At 72.9% G+C, this 22,143-nt stretch carries 19 protein-coding genes; 14 read left to right on the top strand and 5 right to left on the bottom strand.

All coding sequences use genetic code 11. The annotated features are described in order from the left end of the window. Nucleotides 1-67: 67 nt before the first annotated feature. Nucleotides 68-2,437, bottom strand: a complete 2,370-nt coding sequence (locus tag FXF51_RS30755; protein WP_148438186.1) for a hypothetical protein — start codon at nucleotides 2,435-2,437, stop codon at nucleotides 68-70. A gap of 376 nt (nucleotides 2,438-2,813) precedes the next feature. Here FXF51_RS30755 and FXF51_RS30750 point away from each other — a divergent pair, with 376 nt between their 5' ends. The 8 genes from FXF51_RS30750 to FXF51_RS30715 all read left to right on the top strand — a co-directional run bounded on the left by FXF51_RS30750 (nucleotide 2,814) and on the right by FXF51_RS30715 (nucleotide 13,303). After that, on the top strand, nucleotides 2,814-3,713 hold the full coding sequence (locus tag FXF51_RS30750; RefSeq protein ID WP_187414657.1) for a family 16 glycosylhydrolase: 900 nt from the start codon (nucleotides 2,814-2,816) through the stop codon (nucleotides 3,711-3,713). 157 nt (nucleotides 3,714-3,870) lie between these two features. Then, nucleotides 3,871-4,335 (top strand): hypothetical protein, encoded by a 465-nt coding sequence (locus FXF51_RS30745; RefSeq protein WP_148438184.1) that lies wholly within the window; start codon nucleotides 3,871-3,873, stop codon nucleotides 4,333-4,335. Between the two features lie 4 nt (nucleotides 4,336-4,339). Next, the gene (locus tag FXF51_RS30740; RefSeq protein WP_148438183.1) at nucleotides 4,340-5,515 is read left to right on the top strand and encodes a glycosyltransferase; all 1,176 of its coding nucleotides are present in this window, start codon (nucleotides 4,340-4,342) and stop codon (nucleotides 5,513-5,515) included. Continuing rightward, nucleotides 5,512-6,708, top strand: coding sequence for a glycosyltransferase family 4 protein (locus FXF51_RS30735; protein ID WP_148438182.1), 1,197 nt, complete (start codon nucleotides 5,512-5,514; stop codon nucleotides 6,706-6,708). Before FXF51_RS30740 ends, FXF51_RS30735 begins: the two co-directional genes overlap by 4 nt. Beyond that, on the top strand, nucleotides 6,698-7,741 hold the full coding sequence (locus FXF51_RS62840) for a glycosyltransferase (RefSeq protein ID WP_148438181.1): 1,044 nt from the start codon (nucleotides 6,698-6,700) through the stop codon (nucleotides 7,739-7,741). The genes FXF51_RS30735 and FXF51_RS62840 overlap by 11 nt, the downstream gene beginning before the upstream one ends. Next, nucleotides 7,738-10,014, top strand: a complete 2,277-nt coding sequence (locus FXF51_RS30725; protein ID WP_187414656.1) for a hypothetical protein — start codon at nucleotides 7,738-7,740, stop codon at nucleotides 10,012-10,014. The genes FXF51_RS62840 and FXF51_RS30725 overlap by 4 nt, the downstream gene beginning before the upstream one ends. Further along, nucleotides 10,011-10,907, top strand: a complete 897-nt coding sequence (locus tag FXF51_RS30720) for a glycosyltransferase family 2 protein (RefSeq protein ID WP_148438179.1) — start codon at nucleotides 10,011-10,013, stop codon at nucleotides 10,905-10,907. Before FXF51_RS30725 ends, FXF51_RS30720 begins: the two co-directional genes overlap by 4 nt. Beyond that, a complete protein-coding gene (locus FXF51_RS30715; RefSeq protein WP_148438178.1) occupies nucleotides 10,904-13,303 on the top strand; it encodes a glycosyltransferase in 2,400 nt (799 codons plus the stop codon). Before FXF51_RS30720 ends, FXF51_RS30715 begins: the two co-directional genes overlap by 4 nt. On the opposite strand, the gene FXF51_RS30710 is transcribed toward FXF51_RS30715, so the two are convergent. Beyond that, the gene (locus FXF51_RS30710; protein ID WP_148438177.1) at nucleotides 13,185-14,114 is read right to left on the bottom strand and encodes a family 16 glycosylhydrolase; all 930 of its coding nucleotides are present in this window, start codon (nucleotides 14,112-14,114) and stop codon (nucleotides 13,185-13,187) included. The genes FXF51_RS30715 and FXF51_RS30710 overlap by 119 nt on opposite strands. Before the next feature lie 81 nt (nucleotides 14,115-14,195). Between FXF51_RS30710 and FXF51_RS30705 the strand changes: the two genes are divergently transcribed. Continuing rightward, the gene (locus FXF51_RS30705) at nucleotides 14,196-14,729 is read left to right on the top strand and encodes an NUDIX domain-containing protein (protein WP_187414655.1); all 534 of its coding nucleotides are present in this window, start codon (nucleotides 14,196-14,198) and stop codon (nucleotides 14,727-14,729) included. A gap of 13 nt (nucleotides 14,730-14,742) precedes the next feature. Here the strand turns inward: FXF51_RS30705 and FXF51_RS30700 are convergent, their stop codons facing one another. Then, entirely contained in the window at nucleotides 14,743-15,771 is a 1,029-nt protein-coding gene (locus FXF51_RS30700; protein ID WP_222871538.1) for an LLM class flavin-dependent oxidoreductase, read from the bottom strand. Nucleotides 15,772-15,773: 2 nt separating this feature from the next. Further along, a complete protein-coding gene (locus FXF51_RS30695) occupies nucleotides 15,774-16,841 on the bottom strand; it encodes a methyltransferase (protein WP_148438176.1) in 1,068 nt (355 codons plus the stop codon). Nucleotides 16,842-17,314: 473 nt separating this feature from the next. Between FXF51_RS30695 and FXF51_RS30690 the strand changes: the two genes are divergently transcribed. Further along, nucleotides 17,315-17,785, top strand: a complete 471-nt coding sequence (locus FXF51_RS30690; protein WP_148438175.1) for a hypothetical protein — start codon at nucleotides 17,315-17,317, stop codon at nucleotides 17,783-17,785. Nucleotides 17,786-17,851: 66 nt separating this feature from the next. On the opposite strand, the gene FXF51_RS30685 is transcribed toward FXF51_RS30690, so the two are convergent. Beyond that, entirely contained in the window at nucleotides 17,852-18,649 is a 798-nt protein-coding gene (locus FXF51_RS30685) for an SDR family NAD(P)-dependent oxidoreductase (RefSeq protein ID WP_187414654.1), read from the bottom strand. 191 nt (nucleotides 18,650-18,840) lie between these two features. Here FXF51_RS30685 and FXF51_RS30680 point away from each other — a divergent pair, with 191 nt between their 5' ends. The 4 genes from FXF51_RS30680 to FXF51_RS30665 are packed head-to-tail and all read left to right on the top strand — an operon-like array spanning nucleotide 18,841 to nucleotide 22,139. Further along, entirely contained in the window at nucleotides 18,841-20,091 is a 1,251-nt protein-coding gene (locus FXF51_RS30680; RefSeq protein WP_148438173.1) for a nucleotide disphospho-sugar-binding domain-containing protein, read from the top strand. Nucleotides 20,092-20,126: 35 nt separating this feature from the next. Beyond that, on the top strand, nucleotides 20,127-20,465 hold the full coding sequence (locus FXF51_RS30675; RefSeq protein ID WP_148438172.1) for a TcmI family type II polyketide cyclase: 339 nt from the start codon (nucleotides 20,127-20,129) through the stop codon (nucleotides 20,463-20,465). Then, nucleotides 20,458-20,877 (top strand): cupin domain-containing protein, encoded by a 420-nt coding sequence (locus FXF51_RS30670; protein WP_187414670.1) that lies wholly within the window; start codon nucleotides 20,458-20,460, stop codon nucleotides 20,875-20,877. Before FXF51_RS30675 ends, FXF51_RS30670 begins: the two co-directional genes overlap by 8 nt. Next, nucleotides 20,874-22,139, top strand: coding sequence for a beta-ketoacyl-[acyl-carrier-protein] synthase family protein (locus tag FXF51_RS30665; protein ID WP_148438170.1), 1,266 nt, complete (start codon nucleotides 20,874-20,876; stop codon nucleotides 22,137-22,139). The genes FXF51_RS30670 and FXF51_RS30665 overlap by 4 nt, the downstream gene beginning before the upstream one ends. The last annotated feature ends 4 nt before the right edge of the window (nucleotides 22,140-22,143 follow it).

Here is a 22,143-nt window from a genome sequence, read left to right as displayed (position 1 = left end):
CGCGTTCGAGGAGAGCGAGGCACGCGCTAGGGAGTGCCCGTCTCGTTCGGGGAGAGCGAGGCACGCGTTAGGGAGTGCTCGTCTCGTTCGGGGAGAGCGGGCGCCGCCACACGGTCGGCTCGTCGCCGTGGCCGGTGGCCGTCGAGCCCACCCCGACGAGTTCCTCGCCCACCGTCGTGAACGCGGTCAGCCGCTGGTCGCCCGGCCCCGACATGCCGGTGCCGCGCGGCTGCTCGGACTTCCACGAGCGGCCGTCGGCCGAGGTCCAGACGACCACGTCGCCGGGCCTGCCCACGGTGCCCGCCACCACGAAGCCCTCCGGGGTCACCGCCACGGCGGTGACGCTGGACTGCTCGCCCGCCATCACCGGCAGCGAGATCGGCTGCCAGCTCCGGCCGCCGTCCAGCGAGGCGTAACCGAACGCGGCCGTGCCCGTGCCGTTGCCGGTGACGGCCGTGCCGGCGGTGACCAGGACGTCGTCGTTGGACGCGATGTGGGACAGCCAGCCCTCGTTCACCCCGGACGGGATCGGCAGCCGCACCAGCGACCACTTGCGGCCGTCCGGCGAGATCCAGACGGTGGGGCGGCGCACGAACACGCCCCCGTACGCGTTGGGGTCGGTCACCCCGCCGGCCGCGACGAAGCCGAACAGGCCGCCGGTCACGGACTCCATCCACCGCCTGGTCGCCGGCGTGCCGACGAGGTTGTCCTCGCCCGCCGGATCGCCGCGCTCCCACGTCTTGAGATCCGGCGACCACCAGGTGCCCGCGCCGTAGCCGTCCTCGCCGACGATCACGTAGCCGTCGGGGCCCGCGGTGACGCCCCGGGCGATCAGCGGGTTCCTGCCCTCGGGCTGGAACGCCGGCGCGCCGTCGGCCCGCCGCCAGCTCTCGCCGTCGGCCGAGGTGACGACCAGGGGGTGTCCCGGCGTCCGGCCGCTCGACCCGACCGCCAGCCAGCCGGCGAAGCCGGGCGCGACACCCGTCAGCCGCTGGCGGCCCTGGCCGGTCAGCGCCTTCTCCTTGTCCTGGACGTGCTGCCAGGCGGATCCGTCGGCGGACGTCCAGACGGCTGCCTCCCCGTTGGCGCCGCCGACCGCCACCACCCGGCCGTCGGCCGCGCCGAGCGCGTCCACCACCTTGCCGCTGCCGCCGGTGTCCGGCAGCTTCGCGGGGACGTCCTTGCCCGCCTTGTCGCGCACCGCGAGCAGGGCGCCCGTGGTGCCGTGAGCCGCGTCGGCGCCCACCGCGACCGTGTTGTCCCCGGCCGCGACGGCGTCGCGCACCTCGGCCCCGTCCGCTGTCGCGCCGGCGGGCTGCCAGGAGCGGCCGTCCGTGCTGCGGACCAGCCGGACCCCGCTGTCGGTCTCGATCGCGGCCGTCGCCGCCCCCGACGTGGCGGTCAGCCGCAGCACGCGGCGGAAGCCCGGGACGTCGATCTTCGCCGCGGTCGTCCAGCGCACGCCGTCGGGCGAGGTGTAGGTGGTGGCGTGCGAGCCGTCCTGGCGCACCGCCAGCATGGTCGTCGCGGTCGCGGCGAAGGTCAGCTCCGGCTCGCCCGACTCGCCGGGGACGGCGAACGCCTGCCAGGTCTCGCCGGCGTCGGTCGAGCGCCAGGTGATGTCGTACGGCTCCGTCGTGCTCTCGCCGCGCACCACGATGGCGTCCTTCACACTGGCCACGTCGGTCAGGGCGAGGGTGCCGCCGGTCGGCGGGTGCAGCCGCCAGCCCGCCCGGCGCTCCCAGCTCCGGCCGTCGGCGGACAACCACACCACCGGGGAGGCGTCGGTGAAGTCGCCCTTGTCGGAGGTCTGCCCGACGGCGGTGAAGCCCTTGCCGGTCCACGCCACGTCGGCGACCCGGTCGCGGGGGCCGAAGGCGAGGCTGGCGGTGGCGTCCGGCTGGCGGGTCCAGGCCGCGCCGTCCGGGCTCGTCCACACGACGGAGCCGCCGACGCGGTCGCCCAGCGCCACCCAGCCACCGGGGCCGGCCGCCAGGTAGCGGGGCACCTCGCCGGCGACGGGCGGCTCGCCCTTCGCGGTGCGCACCTGGGCGCGGGCGAAGGTCCGGCCCGCGTCCTTGGACAGGAAGAACTCGGTGCGGTAGCCGGAGTCGGCGTCCTCGCCGCCCGCGACGACCACCGTGGTGCCCGTGGCGGCGACGCCGTTCAGCTCCAGTTGCTGGCCGTCGCCGCCGGCGGCCGTGCCGGTCGTGAACAGGGTGCCGGCCAGTTGGGCGGACTGCTGCTCGTCGCCCTGGCGCGAGGCCACCAGCACGCCGCCCGCCACGATCACGGCCAGCGCCACGGAGGTGCCGCCGATGAGGAGGGAGCGGAAGCGCTTGTGGCGGCCGTGCGGCATCGGGTCGGTGGCGGGGTAGCCGACGTCGGGGTCGGTCAGGTGGGTGGTCGAAGGGATCGACGGCACTGAGAGCGGCATCGACGGGTGTGCGGGGCCCGACAGCGGCTGGGATGGGTGTGCGGGCCCCGACAACGGAGCGGGCCCCGACAGGGGCTGAGACGGGTGTGCGGGCCCCGACAGCGGCTGCGAGAAGCGCTCGGCCGGCGGTAACGAGGGCTGAGACAAGGGTCCTGACGGTGGTGATGCCGGTCCTGAGGGTGGTGATGCCGGTCCCGACAGCTCCTCGTTCGCCTGCTCGGGCGAACCGTCCGGATCGCCCGCCTCGCTCCTCCAACCACCTCCGGTCACCGCAGCCTCTCCCTTTGGTATATTCCCGGCCAGGATGGAGCCCCTCGCCGGAAGTCATTATTTATGGGATGCGCGACGAAACGAAGTCCGTGCGCGAGTCGGCCCGATGACAAAGGCTGACGGCCCGGCCCGTTCCCGCACCTGGATTCTCGCATCGGCGATCTGTGCCGCCGTGGTCGCGGCCAGTGCGGCGGGGGTGCGCACGGTCGGCGAGACGCCCACGGGCGCGGCCAGGAACGCGGCGGCGACGCCACCGCCCGCGCAGTCGGTCGAGCCGCCGCCGCTGGCGCTGCCCAAGGCGTCCTGGAAGCTGACCTGGTCGGACGAGTTCGACGGGCGCGGCAGGCCCGCCAAGTGGACGGCACTGTCCGGCACGAGCTGGTCGAACAGGAAGGCGCTGCACTACTACACCCCGGCGAACGCGCAGCAGGACGGCTCGGGCCGCCTGGTCATCTCCGCCAGGCGGACGGGCGCGGCCGACCGTACGACCTGCTGGTACGGCACGTGCGACTACAGCTCGGCCCGGCTGGAGACCAGCCACTCCTTCGACCAGGCGTACGGCCGGTTCGCCGCGCGCATCAAGCTGCCACTCGGCAAGGGGCTGTGGCCGGCGTTCTGGCTCAAGCGCACCGACGCGGGCCGTTCGGGCTCGGCGACGTACGGCGAGATCGACATCATGGAGAACCGGGGCCACGAGACGCACCTCGTGCGGGCCTACACCCACTCCAAGGGCCGCAAGGGCGGCGGCCAGATCGCCCTGCCGGAGCGGCTGGACGCCGGTTTCCACGTCTACGGCGTGGACTGGACGCCGCAGAGCATCACCTGGTGGGTGGACGGCAAGCCGTACGCGCAGTATCCGCGCTATCCGGGCTGGCCGTTCGACAAGCCCTTCCACGTGATCCTCAACTTGCAGGTGGGCGGCACCTGGGTGGGGAACCCGAACAGCAAGACGCATCTCCCCGCGCGGATGGTCGTCGACTGGGTGCGCGTCTACCGCCAGCGCTGACCGCGCCCCAGATGTCCCGCGAAAGAGCGAGATGTCGTATCGGAGCGCTCCAAAGGTAACGGTTGGACCCGTGCGGCGGTCACTTATGGAGCGGGAGCCGCTTCAGGGACATTAGTATCAACCGTCCCATCAGTATCGAGGTGAAGTCACGCCGTAAATGACGCGATTAGTCCCCCGTTTCACCTCTGCAGCGACTGCCGCCCTGCTCGGCGCGGTGGTCGTGGCCGCGCTCGGCCTACAGAGCGAGCAGGGGCGCAGGCTTCTCCTCTCCGCCGGACTGGCGGGCGCGCCCGCCGGGTACACCGAGCTGGCCTTCGCCGATCCCCAGGACTTGCCGGATCGGCTTCCCGCCACCTCGTACCTGGTCCCGCCCTCCTTCACGATTCGCAACGTCACCGGGCGCGAGCACGAGTACGGCTGGTCGGTCCGCCTGACCGAGTCCGGCAACACTCGCACCGTCGCCAGCGGCCGGGTGCGGCTGGCCGACGGGCAGCCGGTGACGATCACGCCGCCGACGAAGGCGCTGTGCGAGCCCGGCCCGATCAGGCTCGGGGTCCTGCTGGAGGGCGGCGAGTCCATCGCGTTCCGCGCCTCCTGCTCCGCGAACATCGACGAGGGGTAGGCGCGTGCCGAGACGGCCTGTGGTGGCGCTGGTCACCGATGCCATCCACCCGTACAGCTTCGGTGGCAGGGAGATCCGCTACCACGAGCTGTACGCGCACCTGACGGCGCACGCCGACGTGCACGTGTTCACCATGCGCTGGTGGCACGGCCCCAGGGTGCGCACCGAGGCCGGCGTCACGTTCCACGCCATCGCGCCGCTGCTGCCGATGTACCGGCACGGGGTCCGCTCGACGTGGCAGGCGCTGGTGTTCGCGGTGGCCTGCCTGCGGCTGCTGCGGCACCGGTTCGACGTGCTGAACGTCGACCAGATCCCGTTCCTGCACCTGTTACCGCTGCGCCTGGTCGCCACGCTGCGCCGGGTGCCGCTCATCGCGACCTGGCACGAGGTGTGGGGGCCCGAGTACTGGCGCTACAGCATGCCCACGGGCTGGCGGCCCGCGTGGTGGATCGAGCGGCTGGCCATGCGGGCGCCCGACCGCATCATCGCCGTCTCGCCGGAGACGGCCAGGCGGCTGCGGGCCGAGCTCGGCGAACGCACCCCGATCACCATCGCGCCCAACGGCGTGGACCTCGACGGCGTCGGCCAGGCCGCGCCGCACGAGCAGCACACCGACCTGGTCGTGGTCAGCAGGCTGATGCGGCACAAGGGCCTGGACCTGCTGCTCGCCGCCGTCGCCCGGCTGCGCGAACACGGCCGCGCGGTCACCTGCCGGATCATCGGGGACGGGCCTGAACGCGACGCGCTGCGCGCGGAGGCCGAGCGGCTCGGCATCGCGCACGCCGTGGAGTTCCGGCACGACGTCAGCGAGCAGAAGGACGTGTACTCGCTGGTCAAGGCCGGTCGGGTGTTCGCCTTCCCGTCCACCAGGGAGGGGTTCGGCATCGCGGTGCTGGAGGCGATCGCCTGCGGCGTGCCGGTGGTGACCACCTCGGCCAGGGACAATCTGGCCCAGCACCTGGTGCGGCGCAGCCGGCGCGGCATCGTCTGCGACCACACGCTGGACGCCTTCGCCGCGGCCCTGGCCGTCGCGCTCGACCGTCCGGCTGACGACACACCCACCGACCTAGCGCTCGGCCGTCCCACCGCCGTCGCGCTCGGCGCGCCCGCCGAGCCCTGGGTCGGCGAGTACGCCCTGGACACGATCGCCGCCCACGTGGTCAAGGCGATGCTCCCGTGAGGATTCTCTACGTCAGCCCCTACCCGCCCGCCCGTGACGGCATCGGCGCCTACACCCACGTGCTCGCCCACGCCGTACGCGAGCGCGGCCACGACATCGCGGTGGTCGCCGCCCGCCCCCACCCCGACGCCCCCGACGAGGTCATCGGCGCACTGGGCAGCACGGTGAAGCCGCTGCGCGAGGCGGTGGACCGGTTCCGTCCGGACGTGGTGCACGCCCAGTTCGCGGTCCCCGCGTTCGGCGCCCGAGCCCCGGCCGTGGCGCGCTGGCTGGCCGCGCCCGGCGTCCCGGCGGTGGCCACGCTGCACGAGGTCACCCGCGACACGGCGCTGCTGCGCGGGCCGGGCAGGGCGCTGTACCGGCACCTGGCGCGCGGCTGCGACCGGCTCGTCGTGCACACGCGGGCGGCCGGGGACACCCTGCGAGCCCTCGGCCTGGACGGCAGGGCCACGGTGGTCCCGCACTTCTCCGCACCCCCGCCGCCCGCGACCGGCACCCCCGCCGAGCTGCGGAAGCGCTTCGGCCTGGGCGACGACCGCGTGTTGCTGGCCTTCGGTCACGTCCACGTCAGCAAGGGGCTCGACGACCTGGTGCGGGCCATGACCATGCTGCCGCCGGCCACGCTGGGCGAGGTGCGGGTGGTGGTCGCGGGCGCTGTGCGGCGGCGGCACGGGCCGTTCCGGGTGTTCGAGGCGCGCGACCACCTGCACGAGGCGGCGGTCCGCCGCCTGGCGCGCCGGTACGGGCTGCGGGACCGGCTGCTGTTCACGGGATACGTGCCGGACGGCGACGTCGCGGCCTGGTTCGGCGCGGCGGAGGCCGTCGTGCTGCCCTACCGCGACGCCGAGCAGAGCGGGGTGGCCAACCTGGCCCGCGCCTTCGGCGTACCGGTGATCGCGACCGCCGTGGGTGGGCTGGCGGAGCTGTTCGAGGGCTCACCGTGGGCGGTCCCGCCCGGCGCCCCTGACCGGCTGGCGTCGGCGATCACCGACCTGCTCGGAACGAACCCGCGAGCCGAAGCGCCGACGCCTGCGCGGGACACGAGCCTGGCGGCGCTCCCTCCCGTCCAGGACACCGGCCTGGACACCGGCCTGAACACCGGCCTGGACACCGGCCTGGACGCGGTCACGACGCGCACCATCGCCGTGTACGAGTCCGCCCACACCGCTGGGAACCGTCCCGATGCCCCCTAGCCTGTCGGTGGTCGTCTGCTCCTACGACGGCGCCGCCCGCCTCGGACGGACCCTCGACGCGCTGGCCGCCCAGACCGTCCGAGCGGACCTGGAGATCATCGTCGTGGACGACGCCTCCAGGGACGCCACAGGGCACGTCGCACGAGGACACGGCGCCACGGTCATCCGCCACGACACGAACCGCGGCGCGGCGGCGGCCCGCGACACGGGCCTGCGCGCCGCGAAGGGCCGAGTCGTCGCCTTCCTGGACGACGACTGCGAGCCTGGCCCCCGCTGGGCGGAGCTGCTGCTCGGCGGCTACGCGGAGGACGGCGTGGCCGGGGTGGGCGGCCCGATCGTGCCGGAGACGGGCGACGGCTTCCTGCCGCGCTTCCTCGAACGCAACAACCGGCACGAGCCCCTGGAGCTGGATCTCACGGTCAGCGCGGCGCTGCCGTACCGGTTCTGGCTGTACCTGCGGCGGCAGTGGCGGGCGGCCCCGCCGTCGCGCGGCAGGCGGGACGTGCACGCCTTCAGCGGCGGCAACATGTCGTACGAGCGGGAGGCGCTGCTGGCCGCCGGCGGCTTCGACCCCAGGTTCCGGTACGCGGCCGAGGAGGAGGACCTGTCGCGCAGGCTCCCCCGGGGCCGGTTGGTGTTCGTGCCGCAGGCGCCGGTCGCCCACCGGTACGCGCCCACGGTGCGCGGCCTGTTGCGCCGCAGCCTCGCCTACGGCCGGGGCGCGGCGATGCAGTACCGCAAGTGGCCGGGTGTGCGGCCGACGCTGTTCCCGTGGCCGGCGCTGGTGGCGGGCCTGGCCGTGGTGGCCGTCCGGTGGCCGGCGGTCGCGCCCGCCCCGGCGCTGCTGCCGCTGCTGCTCTACCCGGTGGGGCTGCGGCACGCGCTGCGGGGCAGGGCCGAGGCGCTCGCCGACCCGTACCTTCGCCTGGCGCAGGAGACGTGCGAAAATATCGGCTTCCTGCACGGTCTGTGGGCCTTTCGCCGCATGTTCGCCGAGGACAGGACCGGCCGGGGCGGGGGGCAGAGCACGTGACCATGCGCGAGCAGGACAGGCGCATGCTGCTGTACGGCGCGGCCCTCGTCCTGATCGTCGGGCTGACCCAGGTGCGTCACCTGTGGGCGGCACAGCTCCTGCTCGTGCCGTTGCTGCTGATCGTGCCCGGCTGCCTGCTGCTGCGGGCACTGCGGGTGCCCGGCCGCCTGGTGGCGGGCTTCCCGTTGTACGTGCCGGCCGCGTCGCTGATCGTGCTGATGGCGTCGGGCCTGGCGGTCACGCTGCTGGTGCCGCTGGCGGACGGCGCCGTCCTGGACGCGGTGTTCGGCCCCGAGGCGGACCCTGGTGCGCCGTTGCGGGCCGGGCCGCTGCTCGCCGGGCTCATGCTGACCTGCCTGGGGCTGTTCCTGGCCGGGGCGAAGGCGCCGCCCGAGACGGGCGTGCCGTGGCGGTCGCTGCCGTCCGCCGGCTGGTTGTCGCTGCCGATGCTGGTGCCGCTGGTCGCGGCGGCGGGCGCGCTGCGGCTCAACCACGGGTACGGCCCCGAGGTGGCGGTCGCGGCCGTCGTCGGCTGCGTGCTCGTGCTGGCCTTCGGCGTCGTCAGGGCCGGACGGCTCGGCGACGGGCGGACGGCCGTCCTGCTGTACGCCGTCTCGCTGGCCATGATGTGGTCGTACGCGCTGCGCGGCGAGCTGGTCTACGGCTTCGACATCGCCTCGGAGTACGCCGTCGCCCAGCAGACGGTCTCCTCGGGGATCTGGGTGACCGGGCCGCACCCGGACGCGTACGGGGCGATGCTGAGCATCACCGTCCTGCCGGCCGAGCTGCACGCGCTGACCGGGCTGCCGATCCTGCTGGTGTTCAAGGTCGTCTACCCGGCGATCTTCGCCCTGTTCCCCGTCGGGATCTACCACCTGGCCAGGCGCTTCCTGCCGGGCCAGTGGGCGTTCGCCGCCGCCGCGTTCGTGACGGCGCAGGGCGCGCTGTCGCAGCAGTTCCCCGCGCTGGCCCGGCAGGAGATCGCCATGCTGCTGTTCGCGGCGCTGTGCGGGGCGCTGCTGGACGCCCGGCTGCGGCACGTGCCCAAGGCGGCGCTGATGGGCCTGTTCGGGGCGGGCATCGTGGTCTCGCACTACACGACCGCGTACTTCACGGCCGTGATGCTCGGCGGCGCGCTGGCCCTGCAAGCGGTGCTGTGGGCGCTGCGGCGACCCAGGATCGCGCCGCGCGCGGTCGCGGCGGCGCTGGTGCCGGGGCTGGTGGCCGGGGTGCTCTGGTACGTTCCGATCACCCGCTCGACGGCCAACATCGGCGAGTTCCGCACCGCGCTGAGCGCCGAGGGCCTGCGGCTGCTGCCCGGCGCCGAGACGGCAGGGACGCTGCTGTCCGCCTACCTGCGCGGCACCGACGTGACCCGCATCCCGACGTACCTGTACGCCAAGCGGGTGGTGCCCAAGTACCGCCCGCCCAAGGCCACGGTGCGCCCGGCCGCCGACGCGGACGCGCCCCGCTGGGAGCTGGGGGACGCGGGCGTGCCCGTCCCGCCGAAGGCCGCCCCCGCGGTGAGCGCGTCGCTCGACCTCGGCGTGCTGCTGATCCAGCAACTGGCGAACCTGCTCGGCCTGATCGGCGCCATCGTCATGGCCGTGCGCCGGCACTCGTCGTGGCTGGTCAGGCGGATCGGCGTGCTGGCCGTGCCGATGCTGGGCGTCCTGGTGCTGCTGCGCCTGTCGGGTACCCTCGCCGCCGCCTACAACCAGAGCCGCGCCCAGTTGCAGGCGCTGACGCTGCTGTCCATCGCGATGTTCTGGCTGCTGCACCGCGTCTCGTCGGCCAAGTTCCCCGCCGGGCTGCGCAGAACCCTGTACGGGCTGGCGGGCGCGGCGGTCGTGGTCACGTTCACGACCGGCAGCGGCCTGGACAACGTGGTCCTCGGCGGCGAGCGGGCCACCAACCTGTCCACGCGCGGCGAGGACTGCGAGCGGTACTGCATGTACGAGGCCGAGCTAGCGGGCGCGCGCTGGCTCAAGGAGGCGGCCCGCGGCTCGCCCGCCCGCCTCTACGCCGACCGGTACGCGCAGCTCCGCCTGTTCGCCGAGCTCGGACCTGGGCGGCGCATCCAGACCGACATCACGCCGCAGACCCTGGACCGGCAGGCCTGGGTCTACGCGAGCTGGGCCAACACCGCCGTCGGCCGCGCCAGGTCGCTGTTCGACAACCAGCTCGCGCTGTACGCGTTCCCGACCGAGTTCATCGAGGCGCACTACGATCTCGTCTACACGAGCGGAGTCACGAAGGTGTTCCATCGATGATCTCTATCGTCATCATCAGCAAGGACGAGCCCGCGCTGGACGGCACGCTCGGCGGCGTCGCCCGTGCGGCCGGAGCCGCCGGTACGCCGTACGAGATCATCGTCGTGGACGCCTCGGCAGGCCGGCTCGACGCCGTCGCCGCCGCCCACCCGCACGTGCGGTGGGCGGACTTCACCCCGCCGCCCGGCGCGCGCGTGACCATCCCGCACCAGCGCAACGCGGGCGTGCGCGCGGCCAAGGGCGAGATCGTGGTGTTCACGGACGCGGGCTGCCTGCCCCAGGACGGCTGGCTGCGCCGCCTCCTCGCGCCGATCACGGACGAGGGCGAGAGCGTCGTGTCAGGTCTGGTCACCGGCCCGGAGGGGCACGGCAGCCTGTACGACGCCGACGCCAGGCGCCGGGCCGCCGCCGCCCGCTACCTGCCTGAGTGCGGCACCGGCAACCTGGCTGTGCGGCGGGAGGTCTTCGATGAGGTGGACGGCTTCGACGAGACGTTCGGCTACGGCTCCGACGTCGACTTCAGCTGGCGGGTGCAGGACGCAGGGCACCGCATCCGCAGCGCCGTGGACGCGGTCGTCACCCACGACTGGGGCGACCACCGCAGGCAGCTCCGCCGCTCCTTCGTCTACGGCAAGGCCCGCGCCCGCCTCTACCTCAAGCACCGCTCCCGCCGCGCGCACCTGCTGCGCAGGGAGCCGATGGTCGTGGTGTACCCGCTGTTCCTGCTCGGCCTGCCGCTGACCCTGTGGTTCCCGTTCTACCCGGCGCTGCTGCTCGTCCCGGCCTGGCGCAACCGGCACAACGGCCCGGTGCGGGTCCTGGCCGACCACCTCGTGTACGGCGCGGGCGTGCTCGCCGAACTCGTGGATCCCCGGAGTCGCGCCCGCCGATGAAGGTCCTGGTCTTCCCCCGCGACAGCAACCCGTACCAGGAGTTGCTGCACTCCGGGTTACGTGGCGTCAGCGTCCGCTACCTGGGCGAGCTGACCCGCTCGCACACGCTCAACCTCCTGCTGCTGCCCGCGGAACTGGCCGTGCGGCGGCTGGCCGGAGCCGGGATCGTGCACCTGCACTGGGTGTGGAGGTTCGCGCTGCCCGGCGGCGACCGGACGCGGAGGCTCGCCCAGTGGTGGTTCGCCGTCGTCCTCGGCGTCATCCGGCTGCTGGGCCTGCGGCTGGTGTGGACGGCGCACAACGTGCTGCCGCACCGGCCCGTCTTCGCCGACGACACCGCCGCCCGGCGCACCCTGGTACGGCACTGCGACCTCGTGATCGCCCACCATTCGACGGCGCTGGACCGGCTGGCGGCCATGGGTGCGAAGCCGTCCAGGGCGGTCGTCATCCCGCACGGCCCCTTCCCGGCGCCGCCGATCCCGCCGCCGGGGCGGTCGGGCGGGGTGCGCACGTTCCTGTTCTTCGGGCGGATCGAGCCGTACAAGGGGGTCGAGGACCTGCTCGCGGCGTTCGCCGCGCTGCCCGCCGAGCTGGACGTGCGCCTCGTCGTCGCCGGGGCCTGCCCGGACGCGGCGCTCGCGGCCGGGCTGGAGGCGTCGGCTCGTGGCGACGACCGGGTCGAGCTGCGGATCGGGCGGGTGCCCGACGAGGACGTCGCCGGGCTGTTCGCCGGGAGCGACGTGGTCGTGCTGCCGTTCCGCGAGATCACCACCAGCGGCAGCGCGCTGCTCGCGCTCGCCCACGGCAGGCCGCTCGTCGTGCCCGGCCTGCCCGCGCTGGCAGGGCTGCCCGCCGCCGCCCTGGCCACCTACCGGGACGGCGCCGGCGGGCTCGCGGCGGTGCTGCGGGAGGCGGCGGGGTGGGACGCGGCGCGGCTGGCGCGGATGTCGGCGGCGGCGCTGGAGCACGCCGGCGAGGCCGGGTGGACGGAGATCGCCCGCGCCACCCGCAACGGCTACGCCACCGCACTGCGCCACGGAGGCGACCGGGTCCGGTCGTTCTTCCGTGACGTCCTCGTGCGCGGCACCTTCCTTCTCCTGCTCAACACGGTGCTGCTCGCGGCCGGCGGCTTCGCGTTCTTCACCCTGGCGGCCCGCAACTACCCCGTCGCCGCCGTCGGCTGGCTGACCGCCGTGACCGCGAGCGTCAACCTGCTGTCCACCGTCGCCTCCCTCGGCCTGCCCACCACGCTGCTGCGCCACCTCGTCAAGGCCGGCGACCCGCGCCGCCTGGCCGCGATCGCGGTGGCCGCCGTGGGCGCGCTCGGCGGCGTGCTCGCCCTGGTGTCCCTGCTGGTTCTGGCGCCGCTGCTGCCCGGCGGCCCCGAGCTGATCCGGCAGCCGGGCACGATGGCGCTGATCACCGCCATGGTGATGGTCACCGCCGTGGGCGGCACGCTGGACGCGGGCCTGGTGGCGGTGCGGGGCACGGCGGCGCTGCTGGCCAAGAACGTGGCGGGCACCGTGCTGAAGGTCGGCGCGCTGCTGCCGCTGGTCCCGCTCGGCTTCACCGGCCTGATCCTGGCCTACGGCGGCGGCACGCTGCTCGCCTGCCTGCTCGGCGGGGCGGCGCTGTGGCCGCGGCTGCGCCGCGTCGCCGTCCGCGCGCGGCCGGGCGAGCTGCTGCGGCGGTATCTGCCGTTCTCCGCCGCAGGCTATCTGGCGACGGCGCTCGGCATACTGCCCAGCACCGTGGTGCCCCTGGAGGTGCTGGCCGTCCAGGGGCCGCAGGCGGCGGCGTACTTCGCGATCGCCTTCCAGGTGGCGGCGTTCCTCAGCTTCATCCCCTCGACGAGCGCGCAGGTGCTGTTCGCGGAGGCGCAGCGGATCTCGCTGCGCCGGTACCTGCGCAAGGCCGTGGCGGGCATCTACGGCCTGCTCGTGCCGGCCGTCGCGGTGATCTTGGTGGGGGCGCCGTACATCCTGCGGGTGTTCGGGGAGGGCTACTCGGCGCAGGCGGCGCAGGCGCTGCGGGTGCTGGCGCTGGCGTCGCTGGTCGGCGCGGGGAACTACCTGGTGGACACGATCCTGATCAGCCGCGACCGCACCGGCGCGTACGTGTTCATGAACGGCGCCAACGCGGCGCTGGTGCTGGGGCTGGTGGCGGCGCTGCTGCCGTACGGGCTGACCGCCGCGGCCGTCGGCTGGACGCTCGCGCAGGGCCTGTCGCTGCTGCTCGGAATGGGCGTGCTGGCCGCCAGCTTCGCCACAGGGCGGGTCAGCGTGGCGGATCGGTGGCGGCGGCGTACACGCGGACGTGATCCACGATCAGGTACTGCGGGAAGCGCGTCGTCGCGTCCGGCGACCCCGGCCAGTCGCCGCCGACGGCCAGGTTGAGCAGCAGGTAGTAGGGGACGTCGAAGTCCCATCCGCCCGGCGGGGCGTCCGCCCTGTGCTCGGTGGCGTAGACCTGCCCGTCGACCAGGAAGGAGATGCGGTCGGGGTACCAGTCGGCGGCGAAGACGTGGAAGTCGTCGGCGAAGCTGCCGCCGCCGGGCAGCCGGTAGGTGTTCTGCCGGTCGTAGCCCTGCTCCCCGTGCAGGCTGCCGTGCACGGTGTCCGGCTCGTGCCCGAGATGCTCCATGATGTCGATCTCGCCGCGTCCGCTGCCCTGCGGGGAGCGCCGCGCCCAGAAGGCCGGCCACATGCCCTGGCCCATGGGTAACTTGACGCGGGCCTCGATCCGCCCGTACCGGTGGGCGAACTTCCCGGCCGTGAACAGGCGGGCGGAGGTGGCCGCGCACACGCGGGGGCTGCAGTCGTAGGCGCCCGCGTCGTCGGACCTGGCGGTGATCACCAGCCGGCCCTGCCCGTCCACCGCCGCGTTGCGCGGCGTGTAATACTCCAGCTCGTTGTTGTAGCCGAGGTGGTCGTCCACCAGGTTCCACTTGGCCGGGTCGGGCGGCCCGGCGGGGCCGTCGAACTCGTCCGACCAGACCAGCCGCCAGCCCTGCGGCTCCCGCTCCCCGGCGGTCTCGCGGTCCCTGACCACGTACAGCGTGGCGGCGACCGCGAGCGTGAAGGTCAGGACCAGCGCTCCGGCGACCCACCAGCCGGTTCGATCGCGGCGGGACGCCGCTCTGGCGGTGTGGGGTGAACGGCTCGCACCGTGGTGGGGATCACGGTGCCATGCGCGGTCATCGGACACGGACCCTTACCCTCCCGACGGCATGATGTGCCATCGTACGGCCCCGCGCTCCCGCCGATCACCTGAAGTAGGGTCACGGACATGAGCCGTCCCTCGATCCGGCAGATCTCCTCGCGGGTCGTCTACTCCAACGACTGGCTGACCCTGCGCGAGGACACGGTCGAGCGGCTGGACGGGTCGCACGGCCTCTACGGTTACCTGGAGCGGCCCGACGCCGTGCTGGTGATCCCGTGGGAGGACGACGGCTTCCACCTGGTGGAGGAGTACCGCTACCCGATGCGGCGGCGTTCGTGGAGCTTCCCGCAGGGGTTCGCGCCCGCGGCCACGCCGGAGGAGGCGGCCGCCATGGAGCTGGAGCAGGAGACCGGGCTCCGGGCGAGCGAGCTGAGGCTGCTGGGCACGCTCGACCTGGCGCACGCCATCAGCACCGAGCACTCCCGCGTGTACCTGGCGACGGGGCTGCGGCACGGTGAGAGCGCCCGGGAGCACACCGAGCAGGACATGCGCCAGACCTGGGTGTCCCGGGCCGAGTTCGAGCAGATGATCCGCAAGGGTTCGGTCCGGGACGCCGGGTCGCTGGCGGCCTACTCGTTGTTCCTGACGTCGCGTTCCTGATTACTCGGACCGGTCAGGGTTCGACGCTCTCGGCGGCCGACGCGACCGCCTGGAGGGTTTCGAGCTGCCCGTCGGCGGTCGCGGCGAACGGCGACACGACCAGCGTCGTCGCCCCGTTCTTGAGGTAGTCGCGCATCCGGTCGGCGATGCGGGTGACCGGGCCGAGCAGGGAGACCTGGTCGACGAACCCGGTGGGCACGGCGGCCTGCGCGCCCTTGAGATCACCCGCGGCGTACCGCTCGTTGACCGCGGCCGCCTCCTGGCCGAACCCCATCCGCCCGGCCAGCCCGGCGTAGAAGTTGCGGCTGAACTCGCCCATGCCGAGGAAGTGCGCGAAGTACCCGCGCACCGCGTCCACGGCACGGTCGGGGTCGTCGTGCACCGACACCGGCAGGCCGGGAAGCACCTCGAAGCCGTCGAGGTCACGCCCGGCGCGGGCGCGGCCGGCCCGCACGTGGCCGACGGCCCTGGCCACCGACTCCGGCGTGCAGAAGACGCCCAGCCAGCCATCGGCGATCTCGCCCGCCAGCTGGAGGTTCCGGGGGCCGACGGCGGCCAGGTAGATCGGCATCCGCGGCCGGACCGGCTCGGTGAGCAGTCTGAACGGTGGGGCGGAGCTGTCCCCGGGCGGGAGCTGGAAGTGCTCTCCGTCGTAGGCCACCTGCTCACGGCTCAGGGCGCGGCGCACGATCTCCACGTATTCCCTGGTACGCGTGAGCGGCCGGTGGAACGGGGTGCCGTACCAGCCCTCCGAGATGTCCGGGTTGGAGACGCCGAGCCCGAGGCGGAACCGCCCGCCCGACAGCGAGTCCAGGGTCGCGGCCGTCAGAGCGGTCAGCGCGGGGGTGCGCGCCGGAATCTGGAACACGCCCGAGGCGAGGTCGATGCGCCGCGTGCGCAGCGCCACCGTGCCGAGCACAGTGGCGGCGTCGGAGCGGTAGCCTTCGGGCGCCAGCGCGAGGTCGAAGCCGAGGCGTTCGGCCTCCTGCGCCACCGGCACCGCACTGCGGTAGTTGAGGTTGACTCCGAGTCTGATCGCCATGGTCAGACGGGCCTGCCCTCGACGATGCCGTGAGGCGGCGCCGTCGGGTGGATGGTCACCAGCTCGAACCCGGACGCCTCCAGCAGCCGCTGCCACTCCGTCGCGGTCCGCTCGGCGCCCTTGTCGTTGACCAGCATCGCGATGTCCATGAGCTTGCTGTAGTGCCACTCGTTCAGCTCGGGGAGCACGCCGTCGATGATCAGCAGTCGGGCTCCCGGCCTGCCGTTCATGGCCTGGTGCACGCGGCGGAGGATGCCCTCGCACTCGGCGTCGCTCCAGTCGTGCATGATCGCCTTGAGCACGTACGCGTCAGCGCCGCTCGGCACGCTCTCGAAGAAGCTGCCTTCCTCGCAGTGCGTCCGCTCGCTCACGCCCTCGCGCTCCAGCAGCTCGCGGGCGCCCTTGATGGCGGTGGGGATGTCGTACAGGATGCCGCGCACCGACGGATGACGCCGCAGGATGGCCGAGAGCAACTGTCCCTGCCCGCCGCCGATGTCGGCCACGACGGGGAAGCGGCCGAAGTCGAAGGAGTCGGCGATGCGCGGCGCGCGGGCGTCGTTGAGCGCCGTCATGGACCGGTGGAACACCTCGGCGAACTCGGGGGCGTCCTGCTCCAGGTACTGGAACCAGGTCTTGCCGCCCCGCAGCTTCGGCCCCACGGCCTCACCGGTGCGGACCGTGTCCATCACGTGCCCCCAGCAGTTCCACACGGTCGTCTCGCCGTAGAAGTAGGCCAGGTTGCGCAGGCTCCCTGGCACGTCGCTGCGCAGGTATTCGGCCCTGGGCGTGAGCTCGAAGCGGCCATCGGGCCGCTCGGCGAACACTCCCACCGCGGCGGCGGCGCGCAGGAACCGGTAGAGCGTACGGCCGTGCGCCCCGGTCGCCGCGGCCAGGTCGTCGGCCGTGCGCGGCCCCTCCGCCAGCAGGTCGGCGATGCCCAGGCGGGCTGCCACGTGCAGCACGCCGGAGACCCACTTGCCGGCCAGCATCAACAGGACCTGCTCCTGGTCGGGACGTTCGTCGCTGAACGGCGGGTTGGCGAGTGCCATGGGCGAGGGCTCGTTCGTCATGTTCCCTCCATCGGGGTGGCCGAAGGTGTCTCCGTCGGCGCCTCGGGGAGACGGCGCCGCCGCGATGTTGTCAGGCGCCGCTGGAGATCTGCTCTCCACCGGGTCGAACGGTCCTCGCCACCCGGCAGTACGCCGTGCGGGCCGCGTGCCGACGGCCAGTGAGGCTCGATCGAGCCTGGAGAGACCGTTGTCACACTGGCCCCATCAATTGCCCGAACTGCGGGGAGGTGGCAGATGCCGGATCGAGCCGGCTGGTGGCAGGCGTGCGCCGCCGTCACCAGATGGCTGGCGGAAGGGCTGGTGCTGACCGGGTTCGGCGTCCACGATCCTGGGCCGGCCCGCCGGGTGTCGGCGGAAAGCCAGCGAGACTCCAGTGATTGCAGAGCAGGCGGCTCTAGCCTCCCTGCGCACTCCCGCGAGTCGACGTCCGGAACTGGCCGGGGGTCACGGGGTGAATTCAAGTAGGAGGGTCAGTGAAAGAGACCATCGACCGCCGAAGGCTCCTGACCAGGAGCGCGTTACTGGCCCCTGCCGCGGGCGTGGCGGCGCTGATCGGCGCCGACGCGGCGAACGCCGACGATGCCGGGACGTTCAGCCATCCCATCATCGGCAACTGGCACGTGGACATCGCCTTCCCCGGCCCCAACCCGCCGGAGAAGGGCCTCTTCGCGTTCACCAACACGGGGCTGATGCTCTGCACCAACACCCGGGTCCGGGACCTCGGCCTCGGTAAGTGGCGGGCGCTCAGCTCGTCACGCTTCGAGTTCAAGTTCAGGCACCACATGTTCATGCCCGACGGAAGCTGGGTCGGCACGCTCGACATCCTGCACACCGGCACCGTCACGGCGACCAGCTTCACGTCGTCGGGCACCGGCACCGTGTACGACACCAGCGGCAACCAGACCGAGACCATCGCGTCCCAGACGACGGCGGTGCGGTTCTGAATCCAGTGCGAGGCCGATCCAGGTGGACTCGTCCCCCTGGATCGGCCCCCTTCCTCTCCGCGGAGGTCACTTGCCGCCGGCGACGTGCACCACACTTCCCGTGACGTTGCCGTTCACGGCTGAGGCGAAGTACAGCACGAGCCCCGCGACGTCGCCGGGCGAGGAGATGTGCCCGGCTGACTTGCCCTTGTTGAGGATCCTCTTGACCTCCTCGGGCGATTTGCCGTCCAGTTGCCGCTGAAACTCCTCGGGGACCCGCGCCAGGAACCCTCTGGTCACGGTCGGGCCGGGAGCCACGACGTTGACGAGGATCCCCTCGGGCGCCAGCTCGGTGGCCAGAGTCCGGCTCAGCCCGTGCAGGGCCATCTTGCTCGCGACGAACGCCTCGTCCCCGGTGGCGCCGCGCTGCACGATGTTGGCGGAGACGAACACGATCCGGCCCCAGCCCTGCTTCTTCATCCAGGGCAGCGCCGCCTGAACGGTGTGGAACGAGCCCTCGACGTCGGCCCGCAGGGACGGCTGCCACTCCTCCACCGGCACGTCCTCGAAGGCGACAGGCTCCACCTTGGTGCCCGGGATCGCCGAGGCGTTCACGACCAGCACGTCCACGCCGCCCCACTCGGCGGCCACCGTGTCGAAGGCGGCCCGGATGCACGCCCGGTCGGTCAGGTCGTACCGGACGGTGATCGCCCGGCCGCCCAGCCGGCGCACGTCGTCGGCCACCTGCCGGGCGCCGTCCTCGTTGCGGTGGTAGGTGATCGCCACGCTGGCGCCCTCGGCCGCGAACGCGCGGGCGAGATGAGCGCCGATCGACCCGCTGCCACCTGTGATCAAGACGACTTTACCCGCGAGACCGAGATCCATTGACCACTCCCTGACGGTTGGCGGGACGAACAAGTTAGGCGTGCAGTCACGGTAAGGAGCCTCGCTCGCAGAATGCTCGAATCGCGCTCGATCACCTCGCCGCGGCCCGGCTGCGCCATCGTCCGGCCTTCGAGGGGGAGCTGTCAGGGTGCACATGACCTGATCTCGACACGACAGGAAGGCGCCGGTCCATGCGTGTGCTGTTCACGAGCTGGGCATGGCCCTCGCACGTCTACCCCATGGTCCCGCTGGCGTGGGCCTGTGCGGCGGCGGGGCACGAGGTGCGGATCGCCACCCCACCCGGCCTGGAGAGCGTGGTCCTGCGCGCCGGGCTGACACCGGTGCGCATCGGGCGTGAGACGGACGTGACGGATGTCATCCGCGGTTTCGTCAAGGGACCGGGACGCCCGGACGGCGTGTCCAAGGCCCAGGCAAGCGCGAACGGCCTGGCCAAGGGGCAGGGGAACGGCTACGGGGCGCCCCTGTCGGCTCCGGGGCTGGCGGAGCGGATGCCCCGGGCCCTCGGCATGTTCGTCGACCTGGCGGTCTGCATGGCGGACGACCTGACGGCGTTCGCCCGCGACTGGGGGGCGGACCTGATCGTGTACGACCCGACCGCGTGGGCCGGCCCGCTGGCCGCCGCGGCGGTGGGCGTGCCCGCGGTCCGCCAGCTGTACGGCGCGGATCTGCTGTCGCCCGCCAGGGACGCGATCGTACGGGCGCTGCAGCCCCTCGGCGAGCGGCTCGGCGTGGGTCCGGTCGATCCGCTGGGCACGCTGACCATCGACCCCTGCCCGGCCACTCTGCAGGACGGCCTGCCGGGAACGCGCCGGCGGATGCGCTACCTGCCCTACCACGGCGTCCACGACCATCACGCGGCCGTTCCGCCGGCCCGCGGTGACCGCCCCGTCGTCTGCGTGACCTGGGGAACGACGATGACCAGGCTGGGCCAGGAGTTCTTCCTCGCCGGCCAGGTGGCACGTTCCCTGACCGCTCTGGACGCGGAGATCGTCCTGGCGGTCACCCCACAGCAGCGGGACACGCTGGGGCCGCTGCCGGAGGACGTGCGCGTGACGGTCTCGGCCCCGCTCCGCCTGCTGCTTCCCGGCGTGGACGTGCTGGTGCATCACGGCGGCGCGGGCTCGATGCTCACGGGCCTGGTCAACGGGCTGCCCCAGCTCGCGATGCCGCAACTGCCCGACCACATCGGGCACGCTCGCCGGCTCGCGGCCACCGGCGCCGGGCTGAGCCTGGACCCCGCCGAGGGGTTCGCCGAGGCGCGCGTACGCGACGCCGTGGAGCGTCTGCTGGGCTCGCCCGAGTACGGCAGGGCGGCACGGCGGCTGAGCGCGGAGATGGCCGCCCATCCGACCCCGTCGGCCGTGGTCTCCGAACTGGAGCACCTCGCCGGAGCGCTTCGCGCCGGCGTGACGCTGAGCTGAAACCCGACGTGACGCTGGGCTGAAAGGAGACGCACATGCGCCGCACATTGATCGTCGCCAGGATGGACCCTGGCCACATCGACAAGGTGGCGAGCATTTTCGCCGAATCCGACGCCACGGAGCTGCCGGACCTGGTCGGGGTCACCCGCCGCACGCTCTTCCGCTTCCACGACCTGTACTTCCATCTGGCCGAGGCGGAGACCGACGTGCCGTCACGCGTGGACGACGTGCGGCAACACCCCCTTTTCCGCGATGTCAGCGACCGGCTGGCGCCCTACGTGCTGCCCTACGACCCGAGCTGGCGTGGCCCGCGTGACGCGATGGCCACCCCCTTCTACGAGTGGGAGAGAGGACAAGGTGACCGGCGTGTCTGAGACCGTGCTGCTGAAGAAGGTCAGCCTGGCCGAAACGGCGGTGAACAACCGCCGCGGCGGGGAGATCCGGGTGCTGCTCAGCCCGAGGACCACGGAGACCAGCTCAGGGTTCATGGGCATGCTGACCCTGCGGCCGGGCGAGTACGTCTCCGAGCACTATCACCCTTACTCGGAGGAGTTCTTCTTCGTCTCGCGTGGCGCCGTGGTGGTGCGGATCAACGGTGAGCAGGAGCTGGAGCTGGCCGCGGGCGAAGGCATCGTGATCCCCAAGAACGCCCGGCACCGGGTGATGAACCGCGGCGAGGACGAGGCGTTCGCGATCTTCCACATGTGCCCGCTGGCGCCGCGGCCGGAGCTGGGTCACGTCGACACCGAGCCGTATCCGGGCGATGCCGCCGAGGTGGCGTCGTGACGGGTGAACGCCGAGTCGTCATCACGGGCATCGGGACGGCCACTCCTGGCGGCATCGGAAGCAAGGCGTTCTGGGAGCTGCTCACCGCCGGCCGCACGGCGACCAGGACGATCTCCCTCTTCGACCCGACAGGGTTCCGCTCCCGGATCGCCGCCGAGTGCGACTTCGACCCGCGGGCGGAAGGGCTGTCGGCCCAGGAGACGCGGCGCATGGACCGGGCCGCGCAGCTCGCGGTGATCTCCGCCAGGGAGGCGTGGCAGGACAGCGAGATCGGCCAGGAGTCCGTGCCGCCCGAGCGGGTGGCGGTCAGCATCGGCAGCGCGGTCGGCAACACGATCAGCTTGGAACAGGAATACGTCGTGGCCAGCGACGGCGGGCGCGACTGGCACGTGGATCACTCCTACGCGGTTCCGCACCTGTACGACTACCTCGTGCCCAGCACGCTGGCCGTCGAGGTGGCCTGGGCGTGCGGCGCGGAGGGCCCGGTCTCGCTGACCTCGACCGGCTGCACGTCCGGGCTGGACGCGGTCGGGCACGGCTTCCACCTCATCCAGGAGAACGCCGCGGACGTGGCCGTGGTCGGCGCCACCGACGCCCCCATCTCCCCGATCACCGTGGCCTGCTTCGACGCGATCAGGGCGACCACGCCCAGGAACGACGACCCCGAGCACGCCGCGCGGCCCTTCGACGCCACTCGCAACGGCTTCGTCCTCGGCGAGGGCGCGGCCGTGATGGTGCTGGAGGAGCGCGACAGGGCGATCAGGCGGGGGGCGCACATCTACTGCGAGGTGGTCGGTTTCGCCTCTCGCGGCAACGCCTACCACATGACCGGTCTCAAGCCCGACGGCCGGGAGATGGCCGAGGCCATCAGGGCCGCCATGGACATGGCCCGCCTCGACCCCTCCGACATCGACTACGTCAACGCCCACGGCTCAGGGACCAAGCAGAACGACCGGCACGAGACCGCCGCGTTCAAGCGCAGCCTCGGGCCGCGGGCCTACGAGGTGCCGGTGAGTTCGATCAAGTCGATGGTCGGCCACTCGCTGGGAGCCATCGGTTCGATCGAGGTCGCCGCCTGCGCGCTGGCGATCGAGCACCAGGTGGTGCCGCCCACGGCGAACCTGCACAACCCCGACCCTGAGTGCGACCTGGACTACGTGCCGGTGACCGCCAGGGAACGGGAGCTGCGCGGGGTGCTCACCGTGGGAAGCGGATTCGGCGGGTTCCAGACCGCGATGGTGCTCACGCACCCGGGGAGGTGACCGC

Source organism: Nonomuraea sp. PA05, assembly GCF_008086045.1.
Classification (GTDB): domain Bacteria; phylum Actinomycetota; class Actinomycetes; order Streptosporangiales; family Streptosporangiaceae; genus Nonomuraea; species Nonomuraea monospora.
The sequence above is the reverse complement of the archived record's forward strand: the minus strand, read 5'-3'. Positions and strand labels throughout refer to the sequence as shown.

Coding starts and splice junctions, on each gene's coding strand:
- FXF51_RS30700 (WP_222871538.1), bottom strand. CDS start 15,771: ATGGCGATCAGACTCGGAGTCAACCTCAACTACCGCAGTGCGGTGCCG.
- FXF51_RS30685 (WP_187414654.1), bottom strand. CDS start 18,649: ATGGATCTCGGTCTCGCGGGTAAAGTCGTCTTGATCACAGGTGGCAGC.
- FXF51_RS30715 (WP_148438178.1), top strand. CDS start 10,904: ATGAAGGTCCTGGTCTTCCCCCGCGACAGCAACCCGTACCAGGAGTTG.
- FXF51_RS30755 (WP_148438186.1), bottom strand. CDS start 2,437: ATGCCGCTCTCAGTGCCGTCGATCCCTTCGACCACCCACCTGACCGAC.
- FXF51_RS30695 (WP_148438176.1), bottom strand. CDS start 16,841: ATGACGAACGAGCCCTCGCCCATGGCACTCGCCAACCCGCCGTTCAGC.
- FXF51_RS30745 (WP_148438184.1), top strand. CDS start 3,871: ATGACGCGATTAGTCCCCCGTTTCACCTCTGCAGCGACTGCCGCCCTG.
- FXF51_RS30675 (WP_148438172.1), top strand. CDS start 20,127: ATGCGCCGCACATTGATCGTCGCCAGGATGGACCCTGGCCACATCGAC.
- FXF51_RS30750 (WP_187414657.1), top strand. CDS start 2,814: ATGACAAAGGCTGACGGCCCGGCCCGTTCCCGCACCTGGATTCTCGCA.
- FXF51_RS62840 (WP_148438181.1), top strand. CDS start 6,698: ATGCCCCCTAGCCTGTCGGTGGTCGTCTGCTCCTACGACGGCGCCGCC.
- FXF51_RS30680 (WP_148438173.1), top strand. CDS start 18,841: ATGCGTGTGCTGTTCACGAGCTGGGCATGGCCCTCGCACGTCTACCCC.
- FXF51_RS30720 (WP_148438179.1), top strand. CDS start 10,011: ATGATCTCTATCGTCATCATCAGCAAGGACGAGCCCGCGCTGGACGGC.
- FXF51_RS30705 (WP_187414655.1), top strand. CDS start 14,196: ATGAGCCGTCCCTCGATCCGGCAGATCTCCTCGCGGGTCGTCTACTCC.